The sequence below is a fragment of the Clostridium septicum genome (assembly GCF_003606265.1).
Lineage (GTDB): Bacteria > Bacillota > Clostridia > Clostridiales > Clostridiaceae > Clostridium > Clostridium septicum.
Genome location: NZ_CP023671.1, coordinates 1,639,445 through 1,653,254, shown reverse-complemented (window position 1 = coordinate 1,653,254; position 13,810 = coordinate 1,639,445). Strand labels below are relative to the sequence as shown.

The 13,810-nt window shown below is 26.3% G+C and carries 13 protein-coding genes and 2 pseudogenes; 13 read left to right on the top strand and 2 right to left on the bottom strand.

Features of this window, described 5'->3' with window-relative positions; all coding sequences use genetic code 11:
- Positions 1–7 precede the first annotated feature (7 nt).
- The 6 genes from treR (at position 8) to CP523_RS07255 (ending at position 4,847) form a co-directional block, all read left to right on the top strand.
- Positions 8–718 carry a trehalose operon repressor gene (gene treR, locus CP523_RS07280; protein WP_066673745.1) on the top strand — a complete coding sequence of 237 codons (711 nt, stop codon included), beginning with the start codon at positions 8–10 and terminating at the stop codon, positions 716–718.
- A 378-nt stretch (positions 719–1,096) separates the two neighbouring features.
- Positions 1,097–2,074, top strand: coding sequence for an ROK family protein (locus CP523_RS07275; RefSeq protein WP_066673743.1), 978 nt, complete (start codon positions 1,097–1,099; stop codon positions 2,072–2,074).
- Positions 2,075–2,116: 42 nt separating this feature from the next.
- Complete coding sequence (locus CP523_RS07270; protein ID WP_066673741.1) at positions 2,117–2,740, top strand: HAD family hydrolase; 624 nt, start codon at positions 2,117–2,119, stop codon at positions 2,738–2,740.
- A 125-nt stretch (positions 2,741–2,865) separates the two neighbouring features.
- Positions 2,866–3,687: a hypothetical protein gene (locus tag CP523_RS07265; RefSeq protein ID WP_066673739.1), complete on the top strand. Its 822-nt coding sequence runs from the start codon at positions 2,866–2,868 to the stop codon at positions 3,685–3,687.
- 200 nt (positions 3,688–3,887) lie between these two features.
- Positions 3,888–4,040 (top strand): zinc-ribbon domain-containing protein, encoded by a 153-nt coding sequence (locus CP523_RS07260; RefSeq protein WP_066673737.1) that lies wholly within the window; start codon positions 3,888–3,890, stop codon positions 4,038–4,040.
- 261 nt (positions 4,041–4,301) lie between these two features.
- A complete protein-coding gene (locus CP523_RS07255; RefSeq protein ID WP_227909548.1) occupies positions 4,302–4,847 on the top strand; it encodes a hypothetical protein in 546 nt (181 codons plus the stop codon).
- A 171-nt stretch (positions 4,848–5,018) separates the two neighbouring features.
- On the opposite strand, the gene CP523_RS07250 is transcribed toward CP523_RS07255, so the two are convergent.
- Positions 5,019–5,648, bottom strand: coding sequence for a GNAT family N-acetyltransferase (locus CP523_RS07250; protein WP_066673735.1), 630 nt, complete (start codon positions 5,646–5,648; stop codon positions 5,019–5,021).
- A gap of 130 nt (positions 5,649–5,778) precedes the next feature.
- Here CP523_RS07250 and CP523_RS07245 point away from each other — a divergent pair, with 130 nt between their 5' ends.
- The 7 genes and pseudogenes from CP523_RS07245 to asrC all read left to right on the top strand — a co-directional run bounded on the left by CP523_RS07245 (position 5,779) and on the right by asrC (position 12,311).
- Complete coding sequence (locus CP523_RS07245) at positions 5,779–6,594, top strand: MerR family transcriptional regulator (protein WP_120141057.1); 816 nt, start codon at positions 5,779–5,781, stop codon at positions 6,592–6,594.
- A 48-nt stretch (positions 6,595–6,642) separates the two neighbouring features.
- Positions 6,643–7,572 carry an exonuclease domain-containing protein gene (locus CP523_RS07240; RefSeq protein WP_066673733.1) on the top strand — a complete coding sequence of 310 codons (930 nt, stop codon included), beginning with the start codon at positions 6,643–6,645 and terminating at the stop codon, positions 7,570–7,572.
- Between the two features lie 63 nt (positions 7,573–7,635).
- Positions 7,636–9,123, top strand: coding sequence for an N-6 DNA methylase (locus tag CP523_RS07235; protein ID WP_066673732.1), 1,488 nt, complete (start codon positions 7,636–7,638; stop codon positions 9,121–9,123).
- Positions 9,124–9,235: 112 nt separating this feature from the next.
- Entirely contained in the window at positions 9,236–9,880 is a 645-nt protein-coding gene (locus CP523_RS07230) for a pentapeptide repeat-containing protein (protein ID WP_066673730.1), read from the top strand.
- A 139-nt stretch (positions 9,881–10,019) separates the two neighbouring features.
- Positions 10,020–10,448, top strand: a pseudogene (locus CP523_RS07225) (4Fe-4S dicluster domain-containing protein); the annotation flags it as partial.
- Complete coding sequence (gene asrB / locus CP523_RS07220; protein WP_066673725.1) at positions 10,449–11,243, top strand: anaerobic sulfite reductase subunit AsrB; 795 nt, start codon at positions 10,449–10,451, stop codon at positions 11,241–11,243.
- A 13-nt stretch (positions 11,244–11,256) separates the two neighbouring features.
- A pseudogene (gene asrC / locus CP523_RS07215) lies at positions 11,257–12,311 on the top strand (sulfite reductase subunit C).
- Positions 12,312–12,314: 3 nt separating this feature from the next.
- Here the strand turns inward: asrC and CP523_RS07210 are convergent.
- Positions 12,315–13,691 carry a sigma-54 interaction domain-containing protein gene (locus tag CP523_RS07210; protein ID WP_227909549.1) on the bottom strand — a complete coding sequence of 459 codons (1,377 nt, stop codon included), beginning with the start codon at positions 13,689–13,691 and terminating at the stop codon, positions 12,315–12,317.
- Positions 13,692–13,810 lie beyond the last annotated feature (119 nt).

Genomic DNA, 13,810 nt, shown 5'->3' with positions numbered 1-13,810 from the left:
TGATAAAATGGATAAAAAGTATTTAAATATATATAATACAATAGTAAATCAAATAGAGAATAATGAGTATCAAGCAAATGACAAATTACCTTCTGAAAAAGATATAATGAATAATTATAATGTATCTAGAGATACTGTGAGAAAGGCTTTAAATATGTTAGAGCAAAATGGATATATACAGAAAACTAAGGGAAAAGGTTCTTTTGTTTTAGACATAGGTAAATTTAACTTTCCAGTATCAGGTGTAGTTAGTTTTAAGGAGCTTGCAGAAAAGTTAGGCATGAATGTAGATACTGATGTTAAGGATTTAGAGTGCATAATTCCTAAGAAAAACATTGCAAGAGGATTAGAACTAAATGAATATGATAAGGTATGGAGAGTTGTAAGAGTTAGATCAATAGATAATGAGAAAGTAATATTAGATAAAGATTATATTGTGGAAAAATTTGTTGAAAATCTTACTCATGATGTCTGTAAGGAATCCTTGTATAAATATATAGAAGGAGAGTTAGGATTAAAGATTGCATATGCAAAAAAAGAAATAACAGTTCAGAATGCAACAGAAGAAGATAAAAAACATCTAGATATGAAGGGATTTGAAATGATAGTAGTAGTAAAAAGCTATATTTATTTAGATGATACTAGTTTATTTCAATATACTGAATCTAGGCATAGACCTGATAAATTTGTTTTTGTGGATTTTGCAAGAAGATGTTAAAGATGTAGTGAGATTATTATTTATAAATATGAAAAGTTGGTTGAGGCCAACTTTTTTTATTTTTCTTATAGTAGGGGAAATGATGAATATGAAAATATAAATACTTAAAGAGTGTAATATTTTTTTAGTAATTTTGTAATCATATACTAAATAAAAAAATATATAATTTACATTTATTTTGAATATCTATCATAATTACCATATTAAGATAACTAATTAAAGAAATTTTGATATGCTTTATTTTATATGTAAATGAAGATAGACGATAAAGAACACTCTATTTGTATGTATTGACATATAAAACATAGAGTGCTTTAATATAGTTATTAAAATAGTTTTAAAAAGTTATTTAATAACTGTATTAAGGAGCAAATTTATATGGCGAATTCAGGAACTATAAGAAATATTAATATTAATAACATTAGAAAAGCATTAGGAGCAAATGAATCTATTAGCAAAAGTGATTTAGCTAAATATATAGGGTTAAGTTTTCCTACTGTTAGTAATACAATAGAATATTTAATTAAAAAAAATGAAGTAATTGAGGTAGGAATACAGGATTCCTTAGGAGGAAGATGTGCTAAAAAATATAGTTTAAATCCAATGTATGCACTTTCATTATCATTGTATTTAGAGGGTTTTAAATTATGTTGGATAGTAAATGATTTTTGCGAAAATAAAATTGAATCAGGAAGTGTAATTTGTAAAAGTGATATATTGATGGAGATAGATAAGGTAGTATCATTAATAAAGTCAAAATACCCTCAACTTGCAAGTATAATGATAGGAGTTGCAAGTAATGTTAATGATGGAAAAATTATATCTGAAATGGAGTATATAGAATTACAAGGTGTAGATATAGTTAAATATTTTAAAGATAAATATGATATTCCGGTAAATATTGAAAATGATATGAATGTGGCTGCAATAGGTTATTGGGAAAGACATGAAAATAATGATATAGAAGCAGTAGTAAGCATATACATGGGTGAAAATGGAGTAGGATCAAGTTTAGTCATTAACGGTAAAGTATGGGGAGGAGCTTCGAATTTTGCTGGTGAGATACACTATCTTCCAATTTGTGAAGACAATAAGATATACCCTATATGTGGATTTAGAGATATAAATATTGTTGAGTATTATGGAAATATAATACAATCCTATATTGCGTTAGTAAATCCTAATTTGATAGTTCTTTATAATAATTCCTATATAGAGAATAAATTAGATGAAATTAAGAATTATTGTAAAAGTAGAGTACCAAGAATAGTAATACCAGAAATTATAATTTCTAATGAATTTAGAGCTGATTATGAATATGGTTTAAATAGTATGGCAAATGAGTTAATTAGTTAGTTATTTAGAGTTTAATATTTAATATAAATACTGGAGGAATATATGAGATATTTACATGTAGTTTTTGATATTGATGGAACCTTGATAGATTCTGAAAAGGCAGTTTTAAAATCTTTGCAGAAAACTCTTTTAGAGGTAAAGGGAGTAAATGTGAACTTAAGTGACCTTAAGTTCGCTTTAGGAATACCAGGAAGAGATGCTTTATTAAAATTGAATATAGGTAATTTAGAGCAAGTAGAGAATATGTGGAATGAATATTATAATGACTATTTAGATGATATAAAGCTTTTTAATGGAATTAGAGAAGTAATAGAGGAGTTAAAATCTAAATCTATTAAGTTAGGAATTATAACTTCTAAAACTAGAAAGGAATATGAAACTGATTTTATGAGATTTGAATTAGATGATTATTTTGATGTGGTAATTTGTGCTGATGATACTCTTAAGCATAAGCCAGATGGTGAGCCAATGGAAAAGTACTTAAAAATAGCTAATGCTAAAAAAGAAGAAACAATATATATTGGGGATTCAATATATGATATGCAATGTGCCAAAAATGCTGAAGTTGATTCTATATTAGCGTTATGGGGGCGAGAAGATTTAGATACTTTAAAAGCAACATATAAATTAAATTCTCCTAAAGATATATTAGAAATTATAATTTAATAAAATAATTATAGTATTTTTAATAATGAAAAGGAGTATTAGTTAAAAGCTTAATTCTTATATTCAACATTCGTTTAATGTATTATATAATATGAAAAGTATAATATAAGTGAGGTGGTGTTGAAATGAATATGCAAAAATATAATAAAAATAATCCGAAGCTTGTTAACTCTGTAGTGTGCGCTATAGATATATTAGGTTTTTCGCAAATGATAATAAACTCGTGTACAGACGGGTATGGTAATGATTTGCTGAAAGAAATTAGTTACCTTATAAATAAGAATAAACAATGTATAATTCCCAATAAGTATAGTGAGGGTAAAATAAAGATATATACTGATAATATGATTGTTGGGTATCCTATAAAAGATGATGGTGAAGAAGAGTTAGATGAAATATTAGATAATGTATCTGAATATCAATTTAATTTATCTTTAGAGGGCTTATTTGTTAGAGGCGGTGTGAGCATAGGAGAGTTTTATATAAATGAAGATATTGTTTTTGGACCGGCTCTTTTAGATGCTCATAATACAGAAAGTACTTTAGCTTGCTACCCTAGAATTATATTAGATAATAAAACTGTAAATAGATTGCAAAAGTATATAAATTATTATGAGGTTGCTCCACAACAGAATAAAATACTTATTGATAGTGATGGACAATGGTTTTTAAATTATTTAAATACTATATTTAAATATTATACAGAATGCGATAATGAATATGAATTTGATATGGTTAAAATTAATTTACTTATGAGGCATAAATTAAAAATTGAAGAAATGTTAGATTTACATAAAGAAAATATAACGGTATGGGATAAATACGTGTGGACGGCAAATTATCATAATTATTTTTGTGATTTAAATTTTCCTGATGAAAGACAACTAAAAATATCAAGAAAGAGTTTGCTTTCATGGCCTAGGCAGATTTCAAATAGTGATTTTTAATTCTATAAAATAGTTATTTTTAATAGAATTAAAATTTATTTTTATTAAATAATTCAGAAAAGTATTGAAATAAAATTTTTATTATGATATAATAAAATTGTAGCAAAATGCTAACAAAATGGATTTCATTTAGGTAAATAGTTTCTCATAAATTAGAGATTATTATCAATTTAGAATCTTTAATTTTAGGAGGAATATTTATGACAGATAAGATAATTATATGTAAAGATTGTGGAAGTGAATTCGTATTTTCAGTAGGAGAACAAGAATTCTACAAAGAAAAGGGATTCGATAATGAACCTACAAGATGCATATCTTGTAGAAGAGCTAAAAAAGAACAAAATAGAAGATAATTTTAGATTATTATAAGAGCCATCTAATAAGTAATAGCTTATTAGATGGCTCTTTTAATTTTTGATTACATTATTTGTTTAGAACCATGAAATTAGCATTAATTAAAGTTTTTAAATGTGCTAAATAGTAATTTGGGATTTTTATCCTTTATAGGATTCTCATTTAATATATAAGTAAATTTAATATTTACATAATGTATCAAATTTTAATGTTACTGAATATAATATTAGTAAAGAATAATAAGTAGGAGGTACACATTTATGATAAACTCCAAATGTTATTACCCAGATTATGAAGATGAATATAAGTGCAAGTGTTATGGTAATTTAATTAAATCAATTGAATTTCAATTTGATGAAAGAGCAGATGGCGATGATGTTCCTGTATCTATAGATCCTACAAATCCAACTCAAATGCTTGAAGTAGCTTTTAAAAAAGTTTGTCCAGGAGATATAGTATGGTTAAGCGGTGTTGTAGTATTAGATCATGAATATGAACAAGATTTAGAAGATGAAGAGGAAGAGGATAAGAGGGAAGAGGAAAGTGCTAATATTACAATAATTATTCAAAAAACTTCTTCATTAATAGACACACCTAAACCTATTTACACTTTAGAAGTAGATCTTGCACCAGCAAGTGATGATGTAGCAATACCATTTTCACATGTAGATGTTGAAACTACAGAACTTTCTAATGTGAGATATAAAGTTTTAGTATATTCTGATGAAGAAAATCCTGAAGATGTTGATATAGAAGGTCCAAATACTTTAACAGCCATTAGATTTATAAAGGGAAATAGATCTTAAAGATTTATTAAAATAATATTAAAATATGTTTCAATATTATTTTACGAATTATTTAAACTGTCAATAATATAGTATTCAAATTAGGAGCTGCGTTAAACAGCTCCTTTATAATATACAGTATTAAAATTTTAATAAGTGAAACTTATTTTTACTGCTTAGTATTTTAATTAATTAAAAGTTATATTCATAAACAAATATATTAAGTTTTTCATTAAAAGAATTAAATCGAATCTCTTTTTCTATTAATCGTTTAAAGTTTTGGCTATCATAGAATCCATAATTGCAACGAGTATCTGTATATAAATATAAAGACTTTACTTCCATGCTTTTCATATAATTAAATAAATAATTTACTAAGGTTTTTCCAACTCCAAGACCTCTAGATTCTTTAGATACAATGAATAATTGTATGCAACCCTGAAATTTTTCTTTTTTACCTCGAATAATCTCTTTATATGTGTCTGAGATTTTTGAGAATTCTTTAAGTGCCTTTTTATTTTCTTTATTAGATATAATTAGTTTGAAGCTAGTAGCAGCAATACTTATAATATTATGAGATTTTCTTAAACGGTGTTTATCTTTTTTTGAATCACCTAAAATAAAACCAATAACCTTATTATCTTTTTCAGCTACCTTACTAAATGAGCTTGCTAAAATGCAGTCTTGCAAATAAATATTTAAAACTAAATCTAAAAACCCCTTATCTTTAATAAAATTATTAAAGCCAAAAGCATCTCCAATTAGCTCTTTAACTCTACTATAATCTTCTCTAACCAATTCTCTATATATTACGTTACCCATATTTATACACTATCCTTTCAATAATTAAAAAATCTTCAGTATTTTTTATAAATACCGTATAATGATAATAATATGTACTCTAAGAGGAGAGTCAAGTATGGTTTAATAATTTATAAGGATAGTGATTAAGGTGAAAAATCTATTTTCAATTGGTGAGATTTCTAAAATTAAAGAGATTACAATAAAGGCTTTAAGGTATTACCATAAGGTGGGGATTCTTATTCCAAGATATATAGATGAGAAAAGTGGATATAGATATTACTCTATAGATCAATTTATTTATATAGATATTATAAAAGGATGTAGAGCTTTAGGAACTAGTATAGCTGAGCTTCAAGAAATATTTAAAGAATGCAATACAGATAAGTTAATAGAATTTCTGCAATTAAAAAGAATAGAGGCGAAAAAAAATATAAGTAAAATGGAAGAAATAATAAAAAATATTGATAGATTGAATATGGAAGTAGAACAATCTAAAAATATATTAAACAATGATGAAATGGAAATTAGCTTCTTTAAGAAAAGATATATAATTGTAGTACCATGTAAAGAAGTTGGAAGCTTAAAAGAACTTATTTATTACTCAGATTTAGAGAAAGTGATTCATGAAAGAGATATAGATGTATATATGGAAAGGGGAATCATATATAATATTGAATCTAATGGAAATGTAAAACCAGGGTATGTTTTTAATACTATTAAAGATGATATTAAAAGTAAAGATGATAATTATATAAAGGTATTGCCTGAAGGTAGATATTTAACTTTAGCTTATAGTAAAGCAAATGAAGAAATACAAAGAGAAAAATTATTTAATTATATAGAGAAAAATAAGTTGAAGATTAGAAGTTTTATTGAAATAGATTTATTTAATGATTTTTTTAATATAGAATCCTATAGTTGTCAAATACAAGTATTTATAGAAGATGATGAATTAATAAAGTAAATAAGATTTTAATAAGTAAATTAATAAAGATGTACAGGAGAAAAAGCAATGAATTTTATAGCTATAGATTTTGAAACAGCTAATGAAAAAAGAAATAGCCCTTGTTCTATAGGGATTGTTGTAGTTAAAGATAGTAAAGTAGTAGAGAGAATTCATTATTTAATAAGGCCTAAAGAAATGAGATTTATGCCAATTAATATTGGAATTCACGGTATAAGACCGAGTATGGTGGAAAATGAATTAGAATTTAATCATATATGGGATAAAATTAAGGATTATTTTAATGATAGTTTAGTTATAGCTCATAATGCATCATTTGATATATCTGTATTAAGAAACACTTTAGAACTCTATGGGTTAAAATTACCTTGTTTTGAGTATATTTGCACAATGAAGCTGTCTAGAAATTTTTATTATAAGCTGGATAATTCTAAATTAAATACAGTAAATAAATTTTTAGGGTATGAGTTTAATCATCATGATGCATTAGCAGATGCATTAGCTTGTAGCAATATATTACTTAATATATCAAAAGAGTTAGATACAAAAGATGTTGGAGAAATATCAAAATTATTAGGGGTAACTATAGGTCGTGTTTTTACCAATGGATACACTCCATCTTCAACTAAGGGAAGAGTTTATAAAGTATCTAATAAGGAAAGTTTAAGTAAGAATGAAATAGAAGAGTTTAATATAGATGCTTTTAAAGATGAAGTTATTGTATTTACAGGGGGTTTATCATCTATGACAAGGGATGAAGCTACAGTATTAGTTAGAAAACTTGGTGGGAGTGTAGGTAGCTCGGTAACTAAAAAAACAACTTGTATAGTAACTAACACAAAAGATATAAATGATTTAAAGAGAGAAGAAATGAGCAATAAGCTTAGAAGAGCTGTTGATTTAAAAGATAAAGGACAGAAAATAAAATTTTTAAGTGAAGACGAATTCTTAAAAAAGTCAATATTAATTAAATGCTAACACTAAAAATATCCTGTGGAGTTTCAATAGTTTATTAAAAATTAGATTAGGAAGGAATTTAGAATGGCAAGAAAGATAAAAATACTTACTAATGAAGGTTTAAAATCTGATAACCAGAAAATAGATAGAAGAAAATTAGGATATTACTATACTCCAAAATTTGTTGGTGAGTATATTGCATTAAGAATGACTAGTTTTCATATTGGAAACAGAGTTCTTGATCCTTGCTGTGGAAAAGAAGAGTTATTGTCAGTCTTCATATCAAATAAGATGGATATAGATGGGATGGATATTATTAAATATAAAGAAAAATATAACTGTAATTTTTATAATGATAATTTTATTGATTATTATTGTAATAGAAAAAAGTCTAATAAACTAGAGTTAAATTATGATTATTATATAGCAAATCCTCCGTATAACTGTCATGAAGTTGATTTTATTAAAAAGAATAAAAGTGTTTTAAAGCCCTATTTTAATGATGTTGGAGTTCACAATATGTATAGTATGTTTATATCCGCCATTATAGACTTTGCTAAGCCTAATTCAGTAATTGGTCTAATTACACATGATTCATTTTTAACAGCTAAATATCATGAAAGTCTAAGAAAAAAGATAATAGCAGAGTGTGCTATACATGAAATAACTATGTGTCCTACAGACTTATTTTTAAATCAAGATGCAGATGTAAGAACCAGTATTATAATTTTACAAAAAGGAAAAGAAAATCAGGGGAAGATAATTGTAAATAATAGACCTAAAAACACGGAAGAACTAAGAAAAATATTAAAATCTAACCTTAACAAAAAATATGAAAAAAAATATTTATTGAAAGATATAGTATTACAGGATTTAAAGGATAATTCGGAATTTATTATAGAATGTCCTGATGATATAAGGAGACTATTTAATGGAAAAAGATTAGGAGATTTTTATAAGTGTATTACTGGAATTTCAACAGGAAATGATAAGGTATATTTATCGAGAGATAAAAAAGATCCATATACTATACCATTTTATAAAAATCCAGGTAAGGATAAATTTTATACAAATAAAAATATTTATTTGCATAAGAATTTTCTTAAATTTGATAAAGAAATAAAGAACTTTATAGTAAGAAATAAAGACTTTCTATATGAACCGGGGATAATATGTTCATCTATGGGGGTAGACTTTACTGCATGCAAATTTCCTAAAAATAGTACATTCGGAGTAAATACTAATATTATATGTACTGAAAATGACTCATGGTGGTTATTAGCATATTTAAATTGTAAACTAGTAACATATATAGTAAGGGGAATTCTAATTAGAAGTAATATGATAACATCCGGATATGTATCAAGAATACCTATGATTAAATTTTCAGTTAAGGAAAAAGAACAGCTAAGTTATCTTGCAAAAGAGGCTTATTATGGCGTTCTTAATAAAAAAGATATTAAAAATATAACAGATGAAATAGATAGTATAGTTAATAAAGCTGCAAAAATATCTAGTAAAACTATTAATTTTATAGGGTTATTTAAAGATGATTTAATAAGAAATACTTAGGATTGAGATAAAGAATTAATTACTATAAAAATTATAAGTATAATATATTTAATAAAATAAGTGAGGAGGAACTAAAAGGAAGTGGTATAGTACTTCTTTTACATTTTAAAATATGAAGAAGGTAGCTAAAATACAAAAACCTAAATTTATAGATGATTTAGAAATTATAAATGATATTTATGAAGAAATAATTATCCAAGAAAAAATTCAAAATAAGCTTATAGAAAATATAACTATAGAAGATAAAAATGATATAGGATTAACCATAGATTCCTGTGTATTTAAAAATGTTATATTTAATAATTGTGCTTTCAAAAATGTTGATTTATTAGATTCAAAATTTGAGAATTGCGATTTATCTAATATTGATTTTACAGGAGGGTTAATAAATAGAGTAGAATTTATTAATTGCAAATTAGTAGGAGCAAGATTTGATGAGGCAAGCTTAAAAGATGTACTTTTTGAAAATGTATCAGCTAAGTATTCAAATTTTTCATTTGCAAGATTTAAAGGTATAAATATTGTAGAATCTAATTTTCAAGATAGTACATTTCAAGAAATTAAGCATGAAAAGATGTATTTAAAATATGTTGATTTAACTAATGCCTATTTTAATAAAACTTCCTTATCTAAGATTAATCTTACTACGTGTGATATAAGTGGAATTGATATACAAATAAAAGATTTAGAAGGTGCAATAGTTACACCTGTTCAGGGATTAGATTTAACGAGACTAATGGGATTAGTAATAGAATAAGATTTTATTTAAATTTAAAAATTGGAATTTAACAGTACAAATTTAATAAATAATTTGTACTGTTTTTTAATTTTAGAAAAAGAAGTACAAATACTAATAGGTATTTACTTATCAATAATATAAAAATTAAGAATTTGTTATACCTGAAATTAATGATAAAGAAGTATTAGAAAAGTTAAAGAAACATAAAATGTGGGAAGAATTTGATAAAAGATGTTTAGGATGAGGTAGTTGTACAATAGCTTGTAGTACTTGTACTTGTTATACAGCAAAAGATGTAGTATATGATGATGCTGGAAAAATTGGAGAAAGAAGAAGAGTACAAGCATCTTGTCATATTGATGGATTTGATGAAATGGCAGGTGGACATAAGTTTAGAACAACTAATGGAGATAAAATGAGATATAAAATTCTTCACAAGATACATGATTATAAGGAAGAATTTAAAGATAATCATATGTGTGTAGGTTGTGGAAGATGCACAGATAGATGTCCAGAAAATATTTCAATAACAGCAACTATTAATAAAGTAGCTAAGGCGGTAGAAGAGATAGTGGAGGGAAAATAAGTGAGTGATAATATATTAACACCAAAAGCATATGAAATCATTAGTGTAACTAAAGAAAGTAAACAAGAATATACCTTTAGAGTTGCAACTGACATTGTTCCAGAGCATGGTCAATTTTTACAATTATCTATTCCTAAGGTTGGAGAAGCACCTATATCAGTTAGTGGATTTGGACCAGGATATTTAGACTTTACTATTAGAGCTGTAGGAAAAATTACTGATGAGATATTTAATTTACAATCAGGAGACGAGATTTTTCTAAGAGGTGCTTACGGTAAGGGATGGCCAATAGAAAAGTTTAAGGGTAAAAATTTAGTTATAGTAGCTGGGGGAACAGGTGTTGCTCCTGTCAGAAGTATGATTAAAAAACTATACAATGAACCAGAATATGTAGAAAGTTTAAATTTAGTTTTAGGATTTAAAAATGAAGAAGGAATTTTATTTAAAAATGAATTAGAACAATGGAAAGATAAATTTAATACAATTTATACATTAGATAATGATGAAAAAGATGGTTGGGAAAAGGGATTAGTTACAGCACATCTTAAAAAATTACATTTAAGTAGCTTCTATAATAATTATGAGGTTGTTATAGTTGGTCCACCAGTAATGATGCATTTCACAGCTTTAGAATTTCTAAAGCTAGGAATTCCAGAAGATAAAATATGGGTTTCATTTGAGAGAAAAATGTCTTGTGCAGTGGGTAAATGTGGACATTGTAGAATAGATGAAACTTATGTATGTTTAGAGGGTCCTGTATTTAATTATACAAAGGCTAAAACATTATTAGATTAGGAGCGTGGAGTATATGAATCATGATATAGATATTAAAAAAGTAAGAATTAATTGTTATCGTCAATCTAAAATTCCAGGCGAATTTATGCTACAAATGCGTATTCCAGGAGGAACTGTTAATGCTAAATATCTAACAACTATTCAGGAAATTGCAGAGAATTGGGGTAATGGTACTTTTCATGTAGGTATGAGACAAACATTTGATATACCAAGTATAAAGTATGAAAATATTCCGGAAGTCAACGAGTTTATAGAAGATATTTAAGAGAAGTTGAAGTAGAAGACTGTAATTGTAATATGGAAGTTGATAAAAATGGATATCCAACAATAGGAGCAAGAAATATAATGGACTGCATAGGAAATACTCATTGTATTAAGGCTAACATAAATACAAAGGAACTAGCTACTAAAATAGAAAATCTAATTTTCCCATCACATTATCATATAAAGGTTTCAGTTGCAGGTTGTCCAAATGATTGTGCTAAAGGACATTTTCAAGATTTTGGAGTTATTGGGCAAGCAAGAATGGAATATCATCCAGAAAGATGTATAGGATGTGGTGCCTGTGTTAAGGCTTGTGAACACCATGCGACAAGAGTTTTGAGCTTAAATGAAAAAGGTATGGTTGATAAAGATTCTTGTTGTTGTGTAGGTTGTGGTGAATGTGTATTAGCTTGCCCAACAAGTGCATGGACTAGAAAACCAGAGAAGTTTTATAGAGTAGTCATAGGGGGAAGAACTGGAAAGCAAACACCTAGAATGGGGAAGACATTTGTAAATTTTGCGACAGAAGAGGTTGTTTTAGGTATATTTGGTAATTGGCAGAAGTTCTCTGCATGGGCATTGGATTATAAACCAGAATATTTACATGGAGGACATTTGATAGATAGAGCTGGATATCATAAGTTTAAAGAAATAATATTAGATGGAGTTAAATTAAATTCTGAAGCTTTGGTAGCAGAAAATATATTCTGGGCAGAAACAGAATATAGATCAAACTTTAATGTTAAGCCTATTAGCCTTCATAAGAGTATAGAATCTAATAGAGAGTTAGATGAATATAAATAAAATTTATTTATATTCATCATAAGAAATCTTACACTCATTTGTATTAATATTATATCTTTTAATTTTATTGTATAAGGCATTTCTACTTATTCCAAGTTTACTTGCAGCCTTAGTCATATTTCCATTACAAATACAAATAGCTTTTTTGATTTCAGCCTGTTCTAAAGCTAAAAGGGGAGTTATATTATTAGTTGGAATTTTAGGTGGAGTTTCATTTAGGGAATAGGTATCTATAATATTCCCTAGATTATCATATGTTAAGCAATGACATTCAGCTAAATCTATTTCATATGTAGTGACACCATTTAAAGCTACTAAGTTTTCTACAAAATTTTCAAGTTCTCTTATATTTCCTGGCCAGCAATAAGAAATCATTTTTTTGAATAAGTTTTGTGAGATTTTAGGAATAGATTTATTTAGTTTTTTACTTTTAATATTTAGAAAATGATTAAGTAGTACAGGTACATCACCTATTCTTTCTTTTAAAGGAGGAACCTTAATTGGTAATACACTTAATCTGTAATAAAGATCACTTCTAAAATTACAATTTTTAATTTCTTCTTTTAGGTCCTTATTTGTTGCTGCAATAACTCTAACATCGATATCGATTGAATTTTTGCCACCTATTCTAGTTACACATGATTCTTGTAAAACTCTTAATAGAGTTACTTGCATTTCTAAAGGCATTTCGCCGATTTCATCTAAAAAAATAGTTCCTCCATTGGCTAATTCAAATTTACCAGGAGCGCCTCCTTTTTTAGCACCTGTAAATGATCCACTTTCATATCCAAACAATTCACTTTCTATTAGGTTTTTAGGTATAGCACCACAGTTAACAGCAATAAAGGGTCCATTAGATCTATCACTATAATTATGTATAGATTGAGCTAACAATTCCTTACCTGATCCACTTTCACCGTTAAGAAGGACAGCAGAAGAATTTTTTGAAATGGCTTTACATTCATTTATAACTTTTTTTATTTGAGGACTTTGCCCTATGATGTCTTCAAATGTATATTTAGCTTGAAATGTTGAAAATTTATTATCCAGATTAATGGGATGATTAATATTTTTAAAAACTATGATATATCCTTGTACTTTACAATTTTCGTATATAGGAGAAATATGGCAAGATAAATTTCTATTTGTTTTAGGAATAAAAATATTTTCATAAACACATAAATCTTTATTATTGTTTGATAGAAGTTTAAAGAGCGAAGGATACTCATAAATAATATTTATATTTGAACAGGAATCATCATGTAATCCTAATAATTCCTTTGCAATATCATTTATATATTCAATATGACCTAATAGGGAAAATGACATAATACCTAATGGTATAGATTCTAATAATTTTCTATCAGAAAAAGAACTCATAGAACATCCCTCCAAAATTATATTAATAGTATTAGTTTTTATCATAAAATAATTTATATTTCAAAATACGTTAAAAATAATTAATTTATTAAAAATAAAGACTAAGTTATAATTTCATA